The 18,604-nt window shown below is 45.0% G+C and carries 23 protein-coding genes; 13 read left to right on the forward strand and 10 right to left on the reverse strand.

The genetic code is table 11. The features are described 5' to 3' along the window. Positions 1-63: 63 nt before the first annotated feature. Positions 64-243, forward strand: a complete 180-nt coding sequence (locus tag BHR79_RS02280) for an MM0924 family protein (RefSeq protein WP_072560797.1) — start codon at positions 64-66, stop codon at positions 241-243. A gap of 155 nt (positions 244-398) precedes the next feature. On the opposite strand, the gene BHR79_RS02285 is transcribed toward BHR79_RS02280, so the two are convergent. Next, complete coding sequence (locus tag BHR79_RS02285; protein WP_013036727.1) at positions 399-602, reverse strand: TRAM domain-containing protein; 204 nt, start codon at positions 600-602, stop codon at positions 399-401. Positions 603-778: 176 nt separating this feature from the next. Between BHR79_RS02285 and BHR79_RS02290 the strand changes: the two genes are divergently transcribed. Further along, on the forward strand, positions 779-3,010 hold the full coding sequence (locus tag BHR79_RS02290) for a CDC48 family AAA ATPase (RefSeq protein ID WP_072560801.1): 2,232 nt from the start codon (positions 779-781) through the stop codon (positions 3,008-3,010). 16 nt (positions 3,011-3,026) lie between these two features. Next, entirely contained in the window at positions 3,027-3,284 is a 258-nt protein-coding gene (locus BHR79_RS02295) for a PRC-barrel domain-containing protein (protein WP_072562259.1), read from the forward strand. Here BHR79_RS02295 and BHR79_RS02300 read toward each other — a convergent pair. The 4 genes from BHR79_RS02300 to BHR79_RS02315 all read right to left on the reverse strand — a co-directional run bounded on the left by BHR79_RS02300 (position 3,281) and on the right by BHR79_RS02315 (position 6,874). Continuing rightward, positions 3,281-3,961 (reverse strand): phosphoglycolate phosphatase, encoded by a 681-nt coding sequence (locus BHR79_RS02300; protein WP_072560803.1) that lies wholly within the window; start codon positions 3,959-3,961, stop codon positions 3,281-3,283. The two genes, BHR79_RS02295 and BHR79_RS02300, sit on opposite strands and share 4 nt — an antisense overlap. 35 nt (positions 3,962-3,996) lie before the next feature. Next, on the reverse strand, positions 3,997-4,974 hold the full coding sequence (gene radA, locus BHR79_RS02305) for a DNA repair and recombination protein RadA (protein WP_072560805.1): 978 nt from the start codon (positions 4,972-4,974) through the stop codon (positions 3,997-3,999). Between the two features lie 104 nt (positions 4,975-5,078). Further along, positions 5,079-6,437, reverse strand: a complete 1,359-nt coding sequence (locus BHR79_RS02310; protein ID WP_083432994.1) for an MATE family efflux transporter — start codon at positions 6,435-6,437, stop codon at positions 5,079-5,081. 20 nt (positions 6,438-6,457) lie between these two features. Next, a complete protein-coding gene (locus BHR79_RS02315; RefSeq protein WP_072560806.1) occupies positions 6,458-6,874 on the reverse strand; it encodes a MarR family winged helix-turn-helix transcriptional regulator in 417 nt (138 codons plus the stop codon). A 90-nt stretch (positions 6,875-6,964) separates the two neighbouring features. On the opposite strand from BHR79_RS02315, the gene BHR79_RS02320 reads away from it, so the two are divergent. The 3 genes from BHR79_RS02320 to BHR79_RS02330 are packed head-to-tail and all read left to right on the forward strand — an operon-like array spanning position 6,965 to position 8,615. Beyond that, the gene (locus BHR79_RS02320; RefSeq protein WP_072560807.1) at positions 6,965-7,432 is read left to right on the forward strand and encodes a phosphopantetheine adenylyltransferase; all 468 of its coding nucleotides are present in this window, start codon (positions 6,965-6,967) and stop codon (positions 7,430-7,432) included. Positions 7,433-7,456: 24 nt separating this feature from the next. Continuing rightward, positions 7,457-7,786 (forward strand): hypothetical protein, encoded by a 330-nt coding sequence (locus tag BHR79_RS02325; protein ID WP_072560808.1) that lies wholly within the window; start codon positions 7,457-7,459, stop codon positions 7,784-7,786. Between the two features lies 1 nt (position 7,787). Then, a complete protein-coding gene (locus BHR79_RS02330) occupies positions 7,788-8,615 on the forward strand; it encodes a TIM barrel protein (RefSeq protein WP_072560809.1) in 828 nt (275 codons plus the stop codon). 16 nt (positions 8,616-8,631) lie between these two features. Here the strand turns inward: BHR79_RS02330 and BHR79_RS02335 are convergent, their stop codons facing one another. After that, positions 8,632-9,207: a GMP synthase subunit A gene (locus BHR79_RS02335; RefSeq protein WP_072562261.1), complete on the reverse strand. Its 576-nt coding sequence runs from the start codon at positions 9,205-9,207 to the stop codon at positions 8,632-8,634. Between the two features lie 157 nt (positions 9,208-9,364). Between BHR79_RS02335 and BHR79_RS02340 the strand changes: the two genes are divergently transcribed. Genes BHR79_RS02340 through BHR79_RS02365 form a run of 6 tightly spaced genes read left to right on the forward strand, consistent with a single transcriptional unit; the run spans position 9,365 to position 14,500 of the window. After that, entirely contained in the window at positions 9,365-10,162 is a 798-nt protein-coding gene (locus BHR79_RS02340) for a 2-amino-3,7-dideoxy-D-threo-hept-6-ulosonate synthase (RefSeq protein WP_072560810.1), read from the forward strand. A 9-nt stretch (positions 10,163-10,171) separates the two neighbouring features. After that, positions 10,172-11,314, forward strand: coding sequence for a 3-dehydroquinate synthase II (locus BHR79_RS02345; RefSeq protein WP_072560811.1), 1,143 nt, complete (start codon positions 10,172-10,174; stop codon positions 11,312-11,314). A gap of 2 nt (positions 11,315-11,316) precedes the next feature. Beyond that, entirely contained in the window at positions 11,317-12,012 is a 696-nt protein-coding gene (gene aroD / locus BHR79_RS02350; protein ID WP_072560812.1) for a type I 3-dehydroquinate dehydratase, read from the forward strand. Continuing rightward, a complete protein-coding gene (locus BHR79_RS02355; RefSeq protein WP_072560813.1) occupies positions 12,009-12,815 on the forward strand; it encodes a shikimate dehydrogenase in 807 nt (268 codons plus the stop codon). Before aroD ends, BHR79_RS02355 begins: the two co-directional genes overlap by 4 nt. After that, positions 12,812-14,119: a prephenate dehydrogenase gene (locus tag BHR79_RS02360; protein ID WP_072560814.1), complete on the forward strand. Its 1,308-nt coding sequence runs from the start codon at positions 12,812-12,814 to the stop codon at positions 14,117-14,119. Before BHR79_RS02355 ends, BHR79_RS02360 begins: the two co-directional genes overlap by 4 nt. Before the next feature lie 57 nt (positions 14,120-14,176). Continuing rightward, on the forward strand, positions 14,177-14,500 hold the full coding sequence (locus BHR79_RS02365; RefSeq protein ID WP_072560815.1) for a hypothetical protein: 324 nt from the start codon (positions 14,177-14,179) through the stop codon (positions 14,498-14,500). Here BHR79_RS02365 and tpiA read toward each other — a convergent pair. Then, positions 14,497-15,165, reverse strand: coding sequence for a triose-phosphate isomerase (gene tpiA, locus BHR79_RS02370; protein WP_072560816.1), 669 nt, complete (start codon positions 15,163-15,165; stop codon positions 14,497-14,499). The two genes, BHR79_RS02365 and tpiA, sit on opposite strands and share 4 nt — an antisense overlap. 10 nt (positions 15,166-15,175) lie before the next feature. After that, on the reverse strand, positions 15,176-16,354 hold the full coding sequence (locus tag BHR79_RS02375) for a bifunctional 5,6,7,8-tetrahydromethanopterin hydro-lyase/3-hexulose-6-phosphate synthase (protein WP_072560817.1): 1,179 nt from the start codon (positions 16,352-16,354) through the stop codon (positions 15,176-15,178). A 128-nt stretch (positions 16,355-16,482) separates the two neighbouring features. On the opposite strand from BHR79_RS02375, the gene BHR79_RS02380 reads away from it, so the two are divergent. Next, positions 16,483-17,268 carry a hypothetical protein gene (locus BHR79_RS02380; protein ID WP_072560818.1) on the forward strand — a complete coding sequence of 262 codons (786 nt, stop codon included), beginning with the start codon at positions 16,483-16,485 and terminating at the stop codon, positions 17,266-17,268. A gap of 1 nt (position 17,269) precedes the next feature. On the opposite strand, the gene BHR79_RS02385 is transcribed toward BHR79_RS02380, so the two are convergent. Both BHR79_RS02385 and BHR79_RS02390 read right to left on the reverse strand, forming a co-directional pair. Further along, positions 17,270-18,013, reverse strand: a complete 744-nt coding sequence (locus BHR79_RS02385; protein ID WP_072560819.1) for a ParA family protein — start codon at positions 18,011-18,013, stop codon at positions 17,270-17,272. 204 nt (positions 18,014-18,217) lie between these two features. Beyond that, a complete protein-coding gene (locus tag BHR79_RS02390) occupies positions 18,218-18,559 on the reverse strand; it encodes a transcriptional regulator (RefSeq protein WP_072560820.1) in 342 nt (113 codons plus the stop codon). Between the last annotated feature and the right edge of the window lie 45 nt (positions 18,560-18,604).

Raw genomic sequence — 18,604 nt, forward strand, 5'->3', positions numbered from 1 at the left:
TTTAGCCCGTTAAAAATATTAACATTCAAAACATAGGTTCATTATCAAAAAGGAGGTCAATTCATGCAATCTTTCATAGTGAAACATTACCTTGGAACAGAACTTGATATCTATTGTGGCGGACCCGATACCTTTAAAGGTACCGTTGAATCATGCGCAGACGGCGTGCTAACCATAAATAAAGACAACAGATACACCCATATAGCCATCGACAAAATCATAGCTGTCTGGGAAGAAAAATAAAATTCAAGCAGGCTCATGCCTGTATTTTTTATGGAATAATGTATGCAACTCTATTGGCTTGCAAAAAAAGACAAAAACCCAAAGCATTACTTCAATAAAGACAAAGTAAAAAATATATGACAGGCAGTTGCCTGTCGGTTTGTGAAATAGAAATTTCAGACTACTTCTCCAAAAGCGAATTTCGAAAGGACTTTGGTTACTTTTATTGAAAGTTCATCGCCCACTTCTGTTTCGGGCACAAAAATGACAAAACCGTCAATACGAGCTATTCCGTCGCCTTTCTTGGCAATATCTTCAATCACAACATCGTAGGTTTCCCCAGATTCTACCGGAGCACTTGATTCAACACGTTCGAACAAACTAATACACATCCTTATTTAAGTTAGCCTTTCTAGAAGGCACAAATTAATAAATACACTTCCCCTATATCAAACCTTTGCAAGAAGGAAAAACAGGGGCAGTACCATAAATATATATCATTTGGGAATTTAATAAGATAGACATATCAGTACAACATATTTTCGGGATGAACTAAATGGAAGAGTTACAGATAAAAGTGGAGAAAGCGCATCCTATCGATTTTGGCAGGGGTATAATACGACTTGATCCAAGTACCCTCCTGAGCCTGCAGCTTTCCCCCGGAGACATTGTCCTCATCGAAGGAAAGCGTCAAACTACGGCAAAGGTATGGCGTGCTGACAGGCAGGATTGGGGACAGGGAATTGCCCGTATAGATGGTTATACACGACAGAATGCAGAAGTGGGGATTGGTGAGAGGATAACGCTTAGTAAGGCAGAGCCAATAGCCGCGGAAAAAGTACTCCTTGCACCTCCCGAGGGAATCGTCATGGAGTTTGGTGACAACACCAGTGCCGTGATCAAACATAACATCCTGAAACGTCCCCTTATAAAAGGTGACATTATTCCTATAATCAGTTCCATGGGGCAAACCACCCCTGGCAGTCAGGCCATTCCTCTAATAGCTGTTGAAACGGAGCCATCTGATGGCATACTTATCATCAATGAAAATACTGAGATCCAGCTCCAGCAGAAACCTGTAGTGGGTTATGAGGGAGCTGCCAGAGGTATCAACTACGAGGATATCGGCGGACTTAGAACGGAAATTCAACGGGTACGTGAAATGATAGAACTCCCGTTGAAACATCACGAGCTTTTCCTACGTCTTAATATAGATCCACCAAAGGGTGTTATTCTCTATGGACCACCCGGCACAGGGAAAACCCTGATAGCAAGAGCAGTTGCCAGCGAATCTAATGCCTATTTCATCAACATTGCCGGCCCGGAAATAATGGGTAAATATTACGGGGAAAGTGAGGAAAGGCTGCGAAAAATATTTGATGAAGCTGCGGAGAATGCCCCTTCAATAATATTTGTTGACGAAGTAGATTCCATTGCCCCAAAAAGGGAAGATGTGACCGGAGAAGTAGAAAGAAGGGTTGTAGCCCAGCTTCTCACCCTGATGGACGGAATGGATGAACGTAAACAGGTAGTTGTAATTGCAGCCACAAACAGGCTTGATTCTATTGACCCGGCCCTGCGCCGCCCTGGCAGATTTGACAGGGAAATCGAAATTGGTGTACCCGATAGTGAAGACCGGCTCGAAATACTCCAGATCCACACCCGTGGAATGCCACTGAACGAAAATATCGATGAAGAATATTTTGAACACCTGGCAGAATATACCCAGGGTTTTGTGGGAGCCGATTTATTAGCCCTTGTACAGGAAGCCTCCATGCGGGCACTGAGGAGATTACTTCCCGACATCAATCTCGATGAAGAGGAAATTCCACAGGAAATACTCGAGAAACTGGAAGTCACGCCCGATGACTTCGAGGAAGCCCTGAAAGAAATTGAGCCCTCGGCAATGAGGGAAGTTATGGTCGAAATACCGTCTGTGGGATGGGATGATGTTGGCGGGCTGGACCTTGCCAGAGAAGATATCAGCGAAGCAGTCGAGTGGCCTCTTAAATGGCCCGATAAAATAAGCCGGATGGGCATAAAACCTCCCACAGGAATACTTTTATATGGCCCTCCGGGAACAGGCAAAACCCTGCTTGCCAAAGCTGTGGCAAACGAAGCTAATGCCAATTTCATAAGTGTCAAAGGACCCCAGATATTGTCCAAATACGTAGGGGAATCTGAAAAAGCAATTCGTGATACTTTCAAAAAAGCACGACAGGTTGCACCCTGCATAATATTCTTTGACGAAATCGATGCTATATCTTCGACAAGACAGGGTGGCAGTGATGTAGGCAGCCGGGTTTCCGAACAGGTTGTCAATCAGATGCTTACCGAGATGGATGGACTTGAACCCCTGAATGAGGTGGTTGTCATTGCGGCCACCAACAGGCCTGACCTTATTGACCCGGCATTACTTCGATCAGGAAGATTTGACAGGCTTGTAATGGTAGGAGCCGCCTCCGCAGATGGCAGGGAACAAATATTCCGGATTCACACAATGGACATACCCCTGGATAGTGATGTTGACATAAAGGAACTTGCCACAATGACTGAAGGCTATGTAGGATCAGATATAGAATCCATATGCAGGGAAGCAGCAATGTTATCCCTTAGAGAAAATTTCGATAATGAAAAAGTAAGCAAAAGGCATTTCCTTTCCGCAATGGAGAAAGTAAAACCAACGGTTAATGAAGACATGATAGATTTCTATAACCGGATACAGGAAAAACTAAAGGGCGGATCTATCCGCAAAACGGATGCAGGATCATTTACAGGATATATTTGAACAGGAGGCTACTAATATGCCAAAGGTATTTGCAAAGAACCTATCCAACAAACAGGTCATGACAACAGACGGAACAGAAATTGGTATACTGGACAATATAGTAATGGAAGTCAAAACCGGCAAACTTGAAGACCTGATGGTCAAACCCGACATCGGGCTTGACACATCTAAATATGTTACCGATGGCCAATTTTTGAAGATACCCTTCAAAGCAGTCCGCTCAATCAAGGATTATATCGTTGTGGACAAGCAGATAGCCACCAGTATTGATTAAAGGAATTTTTTCCGGTTTAAGATATTCAGGGCCTCCACGGTACCTTCTCCGAAGGACATGGAGGTCACATAATCCGCAATCGACTTCAGGTCTGGATCGGCATTGCTTACAGCGATCCCATAGCCTGCTACCTCGAACATTTCCCGGTCATTTGCAGAGTCACCTATCGCAACAAAATCAGAAACATCCAGGTCCATAAGAGATGCCATTTTTGCCAGTCCTGTGCCCTTATTGATCTTTCTACTTTTAATATGCAAAGCAAATCTGGTATCAATAACCTCCATATGAAACCCTGCCCTTTCAAGACTGGACTGTAAAACCTCTGCATCGATATTTCGCCTCAGGGCAATTTCTGTTTTGCGCAGGTCATTATCAAGCCGGATTAAGTCAAAGCGAGGAGTGAGGTAAGAGAATGCTTTTTCGCATTCCTCCATACTATCGGAGATGTGAGGTTTAGTATCAAATCCTGTGGATATGACACCTCCATTTTCAGAAATAACCTTACCTCCAAGTCCTATAAGCTTGGAAGTTGCTGCAGCATAACAGAGTACATTTCCCGTGGCAAGAACTACAGGAATACCCAGATTCCTCAGATGTTCTGCTGCCATAAAATGAAGACGGCGGTCACTGTAAGTGATTGTGCCATCAATATCAATTGCAAGTGCTTTAAATTTCATTATGGGTAATAGGCGCGTTTGGTAAATAATTTTTCTCAGGCATCACAAAGCCCATCTGTAGTAATACACGCAACAGCTTCTCCATCGGGCAAACAAGGCGAATCCACGAGTTTCACGATTCTTTTGTCCCCCTTGGATTTGCGTATATAGAGCCTGAATGTGGCAGTATGTCCCAGAATATGGCCTCCAATCGGACGGGTAGGATCTCCAAAGAATGCATCCGGTTTTGACATTACCTGATTGGTAACTATCACAGAGGCATTGTTCAGGTCCCCGAAACGTTGCAGGTCATGCAAGTGTTTGTTCAGTTTCTGCTGCCTGTCAGCCAGTGTACCCCGGCCTACATACTCGGCCCTGAAATGAGCTGTTAAGGAATCCACTATAACCAATCTGACCGGTTTATCGGTATTTTTGAGTTTGTTGGCCATTTCCATTGCTGCATCAACCAGAAGGATCTGGTGATTGGAATTGTAAGCCCTTGCAACATGTATATTTTTCAAAAACTCGGCAGGATCAAAATCCTGTTCAAATTTTTGCGAAAGACCTGCAACCATCTGCTCAATACGTTCAGGCCGGAACGTATTCTCTGTGTCTATAATTATGACAGAACCGTCAAGTCCGCCCATTTCCTTTGGCAACTGCGTATTAACCGCCAGCTGATGGGCTATCTGGGTCTTACCCGAACCAAATTCCCCATACATCTCGGTGATTGACTGGGTCTCTATCCCACCACCCATCAATTCATCGAATTCTTCACAACCGGTGTGGAGTTTGCCTACTTCCATGCGCCTCTGCATCACGAAATCTCCTGTTTCAAAACCACCTATATCGGCTGCACTGCGCGCAGCACTTATGATTTTGGCAGCTGTGGATTCACCGATCTCGGCAGTTGCCACAAGCTCAGAAGGGGAAGCAACTGCAACTGCTTCCACACTGTTATACCCCGCATCATTCAATTTCTGGGCTGTTGCAGGCCCCACATGATCAAGTTCTTCAAGCAAAATTTCACTCATATCTGATACTCCTTTAGGTGCACTGGTTTTCCCTCTTGTACACTGTACTTATGATGCTATCCTGTTGAACGTATTTATAGGTAGCCAAAGCGAATTGAAAGTATTCAGGAAAACGATGCTCTCCTTTCCAGTAAACTGTATTCTTTCATGAACATATACACTGCAAGCAGAATTGCCAGAAGATCCGAAATCGGAAACGCTATCCACACACCGGTAGTACCAAAAAACCAGGGCAAAACAAGTACTAAAGGAAGCAAAAAAACCTGCCTGGCTGTTGAAAGAATGAAAGAAGGCCGTGCCTTACCAAGTGCCTGATACATACCGCCACTCACAAACTGGATACCAAGCAGGGGAACCGCAAGGACCATTATCTTTGTAGCATCTGTTCCCTCCTTTATAAGAGTTGCATCTGTTGTAAAGATCGAAAAAAGATAAGATGAGAAAAAGAACAACATTAAAAAACCTGCTACTGCAATCACAGATGAGATTATCACGGAGATGCGCAATGTATCTCTTACCCTCTCGAATTTATGTGCCCCATAATTAAATCCAATTATCGGTTGCATACCCTGTAAAAGCCCTATCATAGGCATAAAGGAAAACATAAGCATGCGGTTAAAGATACCATAAATTGCAATCGAGACATCCCCCCCATACAATGCCAGGATATTATTCACAACAACCACTATAGCACTTGTGGAAGAATTGCGTGCAAAAGGGGATGCGCCTATTGCGACCATTTCTCTTATTATGCCCCTATCCGGTCTCATAAAGCCCGCATGGAATTGCAGGCTACTTTTACCCGACAGGAAATAATGTATCAGAAATATTGTTGTGGCAAACTGGGAGATTACCGTTGCAGCCGCAGCCCCCCTTATACCCATGTCAAGACCAAATATCAGGATGGGATCAAGTAATATGTTAAGGCCGGCACCTATAAGCATTGTATACATGGCGACTTTAGCATTGCCTTCAGACCTCACCACATTATTGATAGCCTGGGCAAACGTGATTAAAGGAATTCCATAAAGTATAATTTGTAAATAGTCCCTGGCAAAAGGCAATATCGTCGGTGTTGCTCCAAAGGCTTTGAGAATGGGCACAATAAAAATTGAGCCGAAGATAAAGACCAAGAATCCCAGAGAAAGAGACAGACCAACCATATTACCAAAGGTGCGTTCCGCACCTTCCAGATCATCGCCACCCAGCCGGCGGGAAATTATGGAAGAGCCACCCAAACCGATTGCCAGGGAAACAGCCATCGCTATCATTATTACAGGGAAACTGACAGCAATACCACCAATACCCTGGACACTTTCCCCTCCAAGGGCACGACCGACAAAAATCGTATCAACGATATTGTATAGACCCATTACCACCATACCAACTGTGGCCGGTGCCGAAAGCCTGAAAAGGAGCCTGCCGACACTTTCCGCCCCGAGGGCACGGCTCTGCTCCTTCACCTACACGCCCTCACGCAATTCTAAATGGCTTTTTCCAGCAAATTTCTGAATAGGGTTTTTTCCTCTTCTGAAAAACCAGCAAGCATACTTTCACTTCGTTTTTGCGAAAGCTGGCGGATAAAACGATGCATACGATGACCTTCCTCTGTAAGGTTTACCACCAATGCGCGCCGGTCTTCTGGATCCGGCGTCCGCTGCACATAACCCGCATCCTCAAGTCTTTTCAATGCCCTTGTGACCGTGGCCCGGTTGACCATCAGCATGCGGGATAATTCCTCAGGACGAATCCCGTCAACATGGTACAGAGCAAGCAAAAACCTGAATTGACCGCCTCCTATCCCATATATTTCCAGTTCCTGCGAAAGGTAACGCAGATTATGTCGGTGAAGGCAGGCAATCATTGCTCCCAAACTGTGCACATGTTCATCCTGAATCATAGCCGGAGGATGAAATCGGAGTTATATAATTGTTGCGTATGCAACTAATATTTACAAATATTTATCAACCGGGAAAACCTCACACAAACCATGCCAAAAACTGCTGTGGGAGGCACCTTCGAATACCTCCATGATGGCCATCGTAAACTTCTGCGCAGAGCTTTTGAAATCGCGGCAGGAGATTTACTTGACATCGGCCTCACATCCGACTCGATGGCAGGGGAAAAGGACAGGAACATACCCTCCTATGCCACCCGTCGCAGCCAGCTTGAAGATTATATTGAAAGCCTTAACATTCCTGATAAAAATTACCAGATCGAAAAACTGGAAGACCCTTTTGGCACCACCGTCAATGGCGACTACATATATATTGTGGTTTCCCCGGAAACATACACTGTTGCTGAAAAAATAAACAAACTCCGCAGGCAGGATGGATTGGAACAACTTGAAATTGTCAAAATTGACTATGTCATGGCAGAGGACGAAAAACCCATATCATCAACCCGGATATCAAATGGTGAGATTGATATACATGGCCACCTGAGAGGAAAGTTTTAAAGGAAAAATCCCTTATTTCCCTGCATGGGACGGGAATTTACAGACAGAGACATGGATATTTTTAACAAACTTGCCCCCGAAGCTGGCGGAAACAATATTTCACAGATGGGACATCCCTATCCATTTATTCTCAGGCCGATTTCCCATCGTTTTGCCGAGTCAGGAGAAGATTTCCGCAATCGCCTGGAAAAACTGAAACGGGAAGATGTGGAATACCTGGCAGACCTTGCAATTGAGGGAAAAGAGGATGTAAGGGGACTGGAAGATGAGGACAGGGATTCTTTTTTCAGCGTTCTTGAAGGTTTTTCACCCGAAAAACTGGAAGAACTCAAGGACAAGTTGGGGATGATCTGAATTGCCTCTCCTTTTCGGAACTGCAGGGACACCTCTTAGTGCTAAAGGCAGGGGAAGCGAAGGAGGGATCCAACGGGTAAAAGAACTCGGCCTGGGTTGCATGGAACTGGAATTTGTACGGGGAGTGCGCATGAAGGAACCCACTGCGGAAAAAATAGCAGATACAGCCCACAAAACCGGCATTTCCCTGAGTGTTCATGCACCCTACTACATAAACCTGAATTCAAAAGAAGAAGAAAAAATCCAGGCCAGCATCAAACGTATCTATGATTCTGCCTATATAGGCAATATCTGTGGAGCCAGCTCAATAGTGTTCCATCCAGCCTACTATCATGAACAAAGTGGGAACACCGTTTTTTCAAAAGTGGAGGCTCTGCTGGAAAAACTTGCAGGCCAACTGGAAGATGAAGGGATCAATACTACCCTGCGTCCGGAAACCACAGGTAAACCCAGCCAGTTTGGCAATCTGGAAGAAACCCTTGCTCTTTCAGCAGGTATTGAAGGTGTCCTGCCATGCATCGATTTTGCCCATTTGCATGCCCGCTCAAAGGGGGAGGAAAACAGCTATGCAGAATTCAGCGCAGTGCTGGAAAAAGTCGAGGAATACCTGGGCAAGGAAGGTCTGAGGAATATGCACATGCATATTTCGGGAATCGAGTATACCACCAAAGGAGAAAAGAATCATCTTGTGCTCGAGGAATCAGACCTTAAATTTTCAGAACTCATGCAAGCATTGAAGGACTTCGGGGCACAAGGGCTTGTGATCTGTGAGAGCCCAAATCTAGAAGAGGACGCCCTACTGCTACAGAAGACTTATGAAAATAAGTAAAGATCAGGTAGGACCTTTATTTGTTATAATTTGCACAAACATCGAAGAAATTCATGAATAATTCCTCGCCTTTGTCCGTATGTGCAACCTCGGGGTGCCACTGGACACCGTACAGCGGTTTGTCCGGATGTTTCATAGCTTCGATACCGCATATATCAGAGTGGGCAAGTTTCAGAAAACCCGGTGGTAGTTCTGTAACCTCATCCCCATGTGAAGCCCAGGTAGAAATGCGGGGACCAAGGCCCTTGAGAATATCATCCTCCTCCACAACCTCTACGTCCACGGCAGCATATCCTCCATGGCTGCCGGCTCCTGTTGACCCCCCATAGGCATGTGCGATAAGCTGGTGACCCAGGCATATACCAAGTATAGGAATATCCAGTTCTTTTGCGTATTCTTCACATAGACCCCCTCTTTCCAGAGAAGGACCGCCGCTAAATATCAGTCCATCCGGTTTTTCGGCAAGAATCTCCTCAATCGGGGTTGTGTTGGGAACAATACTTGTATCCATATCAAGATCCCTTACGGTCCTGTGAATAAGGTGACAAAATTGTCCGTGATTATTGATTACAAGGATTCTCAACTCTTCCATATCTGCCAGAAGGAGAACTGCATATATAAGCTTATTCCGGCAAATTATCAACTTTCATTATATAAGCAAACGCTTATAGAAAATAAAAAGGGAAAATTATAAATAGAGTCGAGTGATACCATGTCACATACTAACATGATATTTACGGAGGGGTAATATGCCAGAAATAGGAAAACAAATTCGAATAGAAAGAATAATGGACAGAGACAGCAGGAATATGGTTATCATACCTATGGACCACGGAATCACAGATGGACCAATAAAGGGATTGATCAACATAGCAGATTCCATAAATAGTGTTGCTGAAGGGGGAGCCAATGCAGTACTTATGCAAAAAGGCATGATCCTCCACGGTCATAGAGGATATGGTCATGATGTAGGACTCATACTCCATATGAGTGCATCAACTTCACTGGGCCCCGATCCCAATGACAAAGTGCTGGTGTGTACTGTAGAGGAAGCATCCCGCATGGGAGCAGATGCCGTATCCGTACACATCAATGTGGGATCGGAAACCGAATCCGAACAACTTAAGATACTGGGTCACATAGGTAGACAGTGTGACTACTGGGGCATACCCCTGATTGCTATGATGTACCCGCGGGGCAGAAAGGTCACAAACCCGAGGGACCCACAGATGGTAGCCCACGCGGCCCGTGTAGGAGCTGAGCTTGGAGCTGACGTGATCAAGACTGTCTACACCGGAGACATTGAAAGTTTCTCCAAGGTTGTAGAAGGCTGCCCTGTACCCGTAGTAATCGCAGGTGGACCAAAGACTAACACTGACAGGGAATTCCTGGAAATGATTCGTGAAGCAATGGATGCGGGTGCCCGTGGTGTTGCCATTGGCAGGAATGTGTTCCAGCACCCAAGCCCTACACGGATGACCCGGGCAATCACAGAGATCGCACACAAAAACCAAACCGTGGATGAAGCTCTCAAGCAACTTCAGTGAGGATACAAAATGAAAAAGCAGGTATGGATACGTGCCGACGAAGGCGACTGGGAAGACAAGAAGGAACGTATAACAGGCGGCCTGGAATCAGGTGCCGACTGTGTTCTGGTAGAGGCAGAGGATGTAGATAAAGCAAAAGAACTCGGAGACATCAAGATTGCTGCATTTACCGATAATGCGGATACTGCCGCAGACATAATCGTTATCGGTCGCGGAGGAGAAGGCGACGGGACACTTCCATTACCTGTGGACATGAGCAACTCCCGGGATTTTGAACAGCTAGCAACATTGAGACGCCAGAAAAAGAGTATCGCTGCCCTGGTTGTAATCCAGGACAAAAAATATGAGAAATTTGCCGCTGCAATTGGGACTGAATGTGATTACCTAATAGCTATCGGCACAGACTGGAAAGTCATCCCTCTGGAAAACCTCATAGCACAACTCCAGGAAAAGGAAGTGAATATAATATCCGGTGTCAGAGACCCCGATGAGGCTAAACTTGCCCTGGAGACCATGGAACATGGATCCGATGGCGTCCTGCTGGATACCGCAAATCCCGACACCCTCAAAAAAACTGTAAAACTTGCAGAAGAAGCAGGTGTAGAGGGAGTTGATCTTGTATCTGCCACCATCACCAAAATAGAGCCTGTAGGAATGGGCGACAGGGTTTGCGTGGATACCTGTAACCTGATGGAAAAAGGGGAAGGTATGCTTGTGGGCTCCCAATCCGCCGGAATGTTCCTTGTACATTCTGAATCCGAAGAAAGTCCCTATGTAGCATCCAGACCTTTCAGGGTAAATGCCGGAGCAGTTCATGCTTATGTTAAGATAGGAGATAAGACAAGATACCTGTCCGAGCTGGAAGCAGGCGACGAAGTAACTATTGTCAATTCAGAAGGCCAGCAACGTAAAGGAATTGTGGGGAGGGTCAAGATCGAACGCCGCCCCCTGATGCTTGTGGAAGCCCAATCCAAAGACGGCAATACAGTGAAAAATATCCTCCAGAATGCAGAAACAATAAAACTGGTTTCAAGCAATGGAAAACCAGTATCCATAGCCTCTCTGAAGGAAGGAGACGAGGTGCTGGTGCATATGGAAGACACTGGCAGGCACTTCGGGATGAAAGTCCAGGAAACAATCATAGAGAAATGAACATGACAGATTTTGTCACCGGAAAAGATGTCAAAATTGTCGCATCCATTGACAGCGACCCTCTTTTACAGGCACGCATCGCCAAAATGCTTGGTGCGGATATTCTGGAAATCAGGCTGGATTTGCTTGAAATAAAAGAGGCCGTGCAGGCAAAGAAATTGTTCGACTTGCTGGATAAGCAGGGCGGATTATCTCGTATTGCAACCAATCGTGTACATTTTGAAGGCGGCAACTGGCAGGGACAAGAAGGGCAAAGAATCACCCTCCTGGAAGACCTGATTCCTTATGTAGATATGATTGATATAGAACGCAAAAGTACCGATTGCCTTCGAAACCGACTTGTGGAGGAGGCAAAATCACAGGGGACAAAGGTAATAATGTCCTCCCATTTCTTTGAGAGCACACCTCCTTTAAAAGAGATGGTTGCTATTCTCAACGAATGCACGGATAAGGGAGCCGATATAGCCAAACTCGCAGTCATGCCCCAAAAACCCGAAGATATACTGGAGCTTTTCCATGCTGCCTTGCAGGCAAAGGGAGAAGTTTGTGTTATTGCTATGGGGGAGCTGGGACGTCACAGCAGGGTTGTTGCCTGCAGGTACGGTTCATTACTGACCTACGGCTGCGTGGAAAAACCGGTCGCTCCGGGTCAGATCAGAATAGACCAGCTAAAAATAGCTCTGGAGACTATCGTATGAAACAGGTATTCGGTGTACTGGGAGACCCTATTGAACACTCCCTTTCCCCTGCAATGCACAATGCAGCGTTCAGGGAACTGGGGATGGATTGTGAATACCACGCATTCAGGGTAAGGCAAAAAAACCTAAAATATGCTATCTCGGGAGCGCAGGCAATGGGTTTTGGCGGTCTCAATATAACAGTCCCCCACAAAGAAAAAGCATTAGAATTTACAAACCCCGATACACTGGCACGCAGGATAGGGGCTGTCAACACCGTATCCTTCAATGATGAAATACGGGGACACAACACAGATGGGCTGGGAGCTGAAATGGCTCTGCGGGAAGCAGGTGTGGGAATAAATTCCTCTAGCGTAGTTCTTGTCGGTGCCGGGGGTGCCGCCCGTGCAATTGCCTTTCACTTCGCAGAAAAGGGAGCTTGTGTGACAATCGCAAACCGTACCCCTGAAAAGGCAGAAGCTCTTGCAAAGGATGTCGGTTGCAGTCATGCAGGGCTAGAGGACCTAAAAGGACTATTGAAAGACAGTGACATACTGATCAATGCCACATCCGTGGGAATGCATCCGCATATTGATACAACCATTGCCAGTCGGGAAATCCTGCATCCGGATTTGGCTGTTTTTGACATCGTTTACAATCCCCTGCAGACAAAACTGCTGCGTCAAGCAGAACTTGCAGGCGCCAAGCCGATCGGTGGGGTTGCAATGCTTGTCCACCAGGGAGCTGAAGCATTCCGTATCTGGACAGGTCAAAAGCCACCTGTGGAAGTCATGCGCAAGGCGGTACTGGAGGGGCTGGGTTGAAAATACTCATCATTGGCGGCACCGGGGAAATGGGCCAGTGGTTTGCAACCTTTTTCAAAAGCCGGGGATATGAAGTATGGATCAGTGGGAAAAGTGGAAAAATGGAAGTTGCCGAAAGACTTGGTGTCCATTTTACAGCTGAGCCTGACATTGTAATCCCGACATGTGACATTGTGATAGTTTCAGTACCAATCAACATAACACCCACCCTTATAGAACAGACTGGGCCTAAAATGAAAAAGGGAAGTTTGCTCATGGACCTGACATCGCTGAAGAAAAAACCTGTTGAGGCCATGAAAAGATATGTTCCTGAAAATGTAGAGTTTCTGGGAACCCATCCAATGTTTGGGCCTTCTATTCCCTCCCTGCAGGGCCAGACCTTTATCCTCACACCTGTAGATGGCAGATGTGAAAGATGGTTTGACCATATATTCAACCTCTTAAGTGAAGAAGAGGCGAGTATAGAAGTCATAACTCCCGATGAACATGACCACTTTGTATCCATTGTGCAGGGACTCACCCATTTTGCCTATATTACCATTGGCGCGACCATGCAGAAGCTGGATTTTGATGTGAAAGGTTCCCGGCGTTTTATGAGTCCGGTATATGATATAATGTTAGACTTTGTGGGACGTATCCTGGGGCAAAACCCCGAACTTTATGCCCTGATACAGATGGAAAATCCTGAAGTTATCCGTGTACATGACATATTTATAGAGCGATGCAGACATTTTTCTTCAATGGTACGTTCCCATGACACAGGGCAATTCTGTGAAGACATGAAAGCAGCAGCCCTCCATTTTGGCGACACGTCCTCTGCCTTACGTCGCTCGGACAAACTCATAAACAGCAAGGTAGCCGAATTCGAGGAACTCGTACACTCCACAGGTCATGAAAGGGGACTTTTGCACATATATTCCGGAAAGATGCATGTTGGAATTGTGAAAAAGGTTACTTCAAGTAATGTAACCCTTAAAGAAGGGAAAAAGGAACTGCAACTCAAAATCGGTAACATAAGAATCCTGTCAGCAGATGAACTGAATCACTGGAAAGAGAATAAACTCAAACCAACCCTGCGCGACATCTCTGTTTTCATTCCCCGTTCAGCCAGGCCTTTTACGATACAACAAATCCTGGATTGTCGCATAGATGGTGTAAAAGTCGAAACTATCGATACCTATCCACACAAAAAGGGTCCGAGTGCAACCTTCCGTTTAAACATACGCGGCGATCTGGACGCCTACGAAATACACAGGGAAATGGAAGAATTACTGGAAGGCATGGGATGTAGCCTGCGCAAGTAAAGCAATTATTTATGCCAGCAGTCACATAGCCGATCAAAGACAACACAGGGTGATAGGTTGAAAAAACAAACACAAAAAAGTGGAGTGAAAGCTCTTTTCGGGAAAGATATTACCGAATACCTCAGGTTTTACAAAATGGGACTGCTTCTGATAGCAGGGCTGGGCATATATCTCGGACTCATGGGATTATACCTGATAATTGTTGATAATAACTACATTCCAGGTATTGCCCTTTTTATTGCAGCCCTTCTCATATCCCCGCCACCCATCGGGATATCAAATATGATAATCAGGCATTTCAACATAGAACTTTCAATGGGACTAAAATTAGGAATAGCCACCATGCTGATGTTTATTGCATGGTGGCAACTGGGATTTTAAAGAGGGCTGACAAGATCTTCCAGGGCTGACCTGGGATCTTCTGCCTTTACTATACCTGATGCAAGCAGAACGCCTACAGAACCAAGATCCATTGCAGCGGTGAGGTCTTCTCCCCGGGAAATACCCGCCCCACACAAAACCTGAACATCAGGATTTATTCTTTTTACAGCTTCAACCGAGCCTTTCACAACATCCGGGTCAGCCTGAGAAACCGGTACACCCGTGCCAATAAGTTCGGGAGGTTCCACCGCAACATATTCCGGAGCCAGGGCAGCAGCTGCTGCTGTTGTGGGAATATTATTGGTACACACGATCGTGGTCAGGCCTTCAGCCCGTGCTGCACTCACCGATGCTTCAATATCAGCAAGGTTGAGCCTGCGTTCGGAATGATTGATAAGACAACCCACAGCCCCTGCCTGTTGTACACAGGAAGCCATTACGTGGCCTGTATTGCTACCCGGTGAAACACCATCCACATGCTGAGCATAGACAGGTACATCCACCTGAGAAGCAACCCTGTAGATGTCACAAAGTTGGGGAGCAACTCCAATGGTCACTCCCGCTTCTGCGGCTACATCCCTGCAAGCAGCAGCAATTTTTACTGCTGCCTCACCTGTACCCTGTGAATAGGTTTTGAAGTTCACAACTATCAGGGGCGAGTCCATGGGAATCTCCTCAGAAATCAGTCATTACCCTGAATTGGTCTATCTCGGGCTTATTCAGACCTTCGACAAACTGTTCTGCAGACTGGCGTATATCCTTGGAATTGGTAATTGCACGTCCGACAACAAGGACATCCGCACCTGCCTTGAGAGCATCAGGGATTGTATGCACACGCACCCCACCGGCGACTGCCACAAGGATCTTAGGCGACAGTTCCTTGATAGCCTCAATGCTACCCCATGCATAAGCGGTATCCTCTACATCTATGGCGCGGTGAAGCTCCACAACATCAGGAAGCTCATTGAGTTTTTCCAGTACATCCATCGGATCCGGATGGTTGAGTGTATCCATTACCGCATAGATTCCCGTCTTGTGAGCCTCGGATATTGCCTTTTCAAGAGTTGGTACCGGTGCAAGGGCGGAAACCACAATTGCATCAGCTGTGGCATCTGCCACCATACGTGCCTCAAGGTTACCGGTATCCAGTGTCTTCAGGTCAGCCACGATGAAAGCATCCGGTTTGACTTCACGCAGTTTGGTGATTACATCCACACCGTAACGTTTGATCAGAGGGGTGCCCGCTTCAAGGATGAGGTGGTCACTCTTGGGCAGCTGTCTTACAACATTGAGCACTGCTTCCAGATTCGGATTATCCAGTGCTACCTGCAGATATGGAGGGTCCCATAGTCTGGAAACCTTGAATCCCATAATTGCATGGGAACCCTTGTCCTTTTCATCCAGTACAGTGTCTACGGCAGGGAAATTTTCCATTGCCCTTTTCAGTGCAAGTTTGGTAGCACCGTAATTATACCTGTAGATGCGGTTGTAATCCAAAGCCTGAGGGTGTATGAACACACTGGCCACGATCACAAGATCATCTGCTTTTTCTTTGGGCACAATTTCTTCTTCCACGGCATCTGCAACCGCTTTTGAAACCGCTGCCTGTGCAGGACCAAATATCTGGGATGCCTGGTCCATATTCTTTACAGTTACCTTGGGAACGATGAGGGTGGAAGGTTTTGTGGGTAGGTTCGGCCTGATCACAGAAAGCAGGGGAGTATGCCCTGCGGATAACTGAGTCATACCGGTGGCAAAGGCCTGCCCAACAGGTCCTTCCTTATCACCGATCATAAGATCAATATGTGCGAGTTCGGGTTCCTCGCCAATAAGTGCTTCTCCAATTAACATCATGCTCGATCAGCTGCTAGATTGGAATGAACGTATATATGATTTCTGATGAAATAAACTCAAACCGTATATACATAATTATTTATTTTTTGGGCAACTGATATTGATATGTGCTGCGGAAAACCTATTCCATGATATCGGGCGACAAAAGGATTAAAAAATTACATCTGTTGATCGCTTTTGTTGCAACATACTTTGCCATCTGGCTTCCTGACATACAGGGAGTTTTAGGAATGGAAAATGTGAACATTAGTTCCACACTGGTTTTCGGCACACTGAACGGACTGCTTCTTGGCCCGATATATGGGGCCATTGTATCCCTTGCGGCTATTTCAGTCCATCGCATAGCACATGTTGATATGCTGCTTAATAATCCATTCTATCTCATAAGCCCTCTATTCCTTGCAAGTGCCTCCTTTGTAGCGGGACTGGCAATCGCGGGGAAGAAAAAGAAAGCAATCATTCTCCCGTGCCTATTAATCGCGGCCTGGTTCGCAACAGAGGTAGGCAGAGAGATTTTTTATTACCCCTGGTTACACATATTATCTATTGCATTTTTCCTTACTTTTACCAGAATAGAAAACAAAATATCCTTTTTTTCCAAAAACAAAGGATATCTGTATCTTTTTGCATGTTCACTACTTGCCGTCTCCACAGACCATCTTGCAGGAAGCCTGTCAGCACTCTTTATATTCGACCTTGGAAGCAGTATGTATAAAGAGGTAATATTTATTTACCCGCTTGAAAGGATATTAATTGCGACTATATCAGCTCTTATATTCTACGCTTTCATCGTGTGGATCAACCTGCTGAAAGCAAATGCCAGTGTGCTGAACGAAAACGAAGAACACAATGTCAAAGATGTAATGGATTATATCAATAGCGAAGTAAAAGACATAATTGAAAAAGAAAAATGAATTAATAATTGATACTATTCTTCAATCTATCAATAGCACTGGAAAAAGGATGGGAAGGTTCTTTGACAGTAAATACTTTGGAGAGGCCATGCATGGATACCTCACACATGCATGGAATCGAAGTAAGCACAGGAACTCCATATTTTTTGCTCATTTGTAATGATTGTTCATTAAGACACATGTTTTCCACAATCCCACATTTTTTGCCCAGAGGAGTATATATTCCATCAATCGCCTGCTTTATGTTTGTGAGACAGTATTCATTGGGTTTTACTACCATCAGAACGTAATCACTGCTTGCCACAATATTGGCCGATGTGAAATCCACCCCGGGACTTGTATCCATAATTACAACATCAAAACCTTCCTTTTGAAGATTTTTTTTGGATTGAATCAATGCTTTGAGTGCATTTGATTGCCATTTCCTGTCCTTTGAAGAAAATTCCCTGATAGCAGAAATTTCGGGATTGGAGTAACCTACATAAAAACGAGCCTCAGAAGCAATGCTTTTTGAACTGTCGACTATTACTTCCCGTATGTTTTTCTTGTAATCAAAAATATCATTTATCCACTTATCCGAGGGAGGGAACATACCATTGAATGCGCTGGGAGATTTCAGGTCCATATCAAGCAAACAAACATCCTTACCTTCTTTTGCATAAGCACACGCAAGATTGATAGCAACACTTGTTTTTCCCGTACCTCCACGTGGAGAGTGGACTGCAATTGTAAACGTATCTTTCATTTGATTTGCCCACAGATTAATTGCTTAATTAAATAAACCACCATCAATAATAAATTCGTAACAATTATACCAGTTCTTGATGGAAATTTTTTTTGTTTTTAAATGTAGAGACCCATTCTTGAGAATGAAGATGTATTATACATTAATTGCTCTGCTGAATGTTAATCACAGTGATTAATGTAAATTTTTTCCCCGATATATGTATTATGGTAATTGAACTGAAAAAAAGACTTTTCTGCCATTTCTGTACTTATGTACATGACCCATGCGCACAAGCTGATTGAGATAATTGCTTTCAACTGCTCTTTCCTTTGATGTTTTTTCCGAAATCTGTGCAGCGGTTGCAGTTCCCATTTCAAATAAGACGGTAGCTGTTGTGCGCAAATGATCCGGCAGGGAAAGAAGAGTCATTACATCGAGCTCATTTAAATCATCTTCCTGTGAAACATGAGACGAAGAATCCTGCTGGAATAACAGCCTGTCGAGCTTATCGTTGATTTCATTCAAAGCTACAAGAATATTGTTCATTTCAACTTCAGAAACCATATGGCCACCATAAATTGTATTCTAGTATTACAGTAATACTGTATT

This window comes from Methanohalophilus halophilus, from assembly GCF_001889405.1.
Taxonomy (GTDB): domain Archaea; phylum Halobacteriota; class Methanosarcinia; order Methanosarcinales; family Methanosarcinaceae; genus Methanohalophilus; species Methanohalophilus halophilus.

Excerpts from the sequence above, each read along its gene's own strand:
- BHR79_RS02280 (WP_072560797.1), top strand. The coding sequence starts at position 64 with ATGCAATCTTTCATAGTGAAACATTACCTTGGAACAGAACTTGATATC.
- BHR79_RS02290 (WP_072560801.1), top strand. The coding sequence starts at position 779 with ATGGAAGAGTTACAGATAAAAGTGGAGAAAGCGCATCCTATCGATTTT.
- BHR79_RS02295 (WP_072562259.1), top strand. The coding sequence starts at position 3,027 with ATGCCAAAGGTATTTGCAAAGAACCTATCCAACAAACAGGTCATGACA.
- BHR79_RS02300 (WP_072560803.1), bottom strand. The coding sequence starts at position 3,961 with ATGAAATTTAAAGCACTTGCAATTGATATTGATGGCACAATCACTTAC.
- radA (WP_072560805.1), bottom strand. The coding sequence starts at position 4,974 with ATGAGTGAAATTTTGCTTGAAGAACTTGATCATGTGGGGCCTGCAACA.
- BHR79_RS02315 (WP_072560806.1), bottom strand. The coding sequence starts at position 6,874 with ATGATTCAGGATGAACATGTGCACAGTTTGGGAGCAATGATTGCCTGC.
- BHR79_RS02320 (WP_072560807.1), top strand. The coding sequence starts at position 6,965 with ATGCCAAAAACTGCTGTGGGAGGCACCTTCGAATACCTCCATGATGGC.
- BHR79_RS02325 (WP_072560808.1), top strand. The coding sequence starts at position 7,457 with ATGGGACGGGAATTTACAGACAGAGACATGGATATTTTTAACAAACTT.
- BHR79_RS02335 (WP_072562261.1), bottom strand. The coding sequence starts at position 9,207 with ATGGAAGAGTTGAGAATCCTTGTAATCAATAATCACGGACAATTTTGT.
- BHR79_RS02340 (WP_072560810.1), top strand. The coding sequence starts at position 9,365 with ATGCCAGAAATAGGAAAACAAATTCGAATAGAAAGAATAATGGACAGA.
- BHR79_RS02345 (WP_072560811.1), top strand. The coding sequence starts at position 10,172 with ATGAAAAAGCAGGTATGGATACGTGCCGACGAAGGCGACTGGGAAGAC.
- aroD (WP_072560812.1), top strand. The coding sequence starts at position 11,317 with ATGACAGATTTTGTCACCGGAAAAGATGTCAAAATTGTCGCATCCATT.
- BHR79_RS02355 (WP_072560813.1), top strand. The coding sequence starts at position 12,009 with ATGAAACAGGTATTCGGTGTACTGGGAGACCCTATTGAACACTCCCTT.
- tpiA (WP_072560816.1), bottom strand. The coding sequence starts at position 15,165 with ATGGACTCGCCCCTGATAGTTGTGAACTTCAAAACCTATTCACAGGGT.
- BHR79_RS02375 (WP_072560817.1), bottom strand. The coding sequence starts at position 16,354 with ATGATGTTAATTGGAGAAGCACTTATTGGCGAGGAACCCGAACTCGCA.
- BHR79_RS02380 (WP_072560818.1), top strand. The coding sequence starts at position 16,483 with ATGATATCGGGCGACAAAAGGATTAAAAAATTACATCTGTTGATCGCT.
- BHR79_RS02385 (WP_072560819.1), bottom strand. The coding sequence starts at position 18,013 with ATGAAAGATACGTTTACAATTGCAGTCCACTCTCCACGTGGAGGTACG.
- BHR79_RS02390 (WP_072560820.1), bottom strand. The coding sequence starts at position 18,559 with ATGGTTTCTGAAGTTGAAATGAACAATATTCTTGTAGCTTTGAATGAA.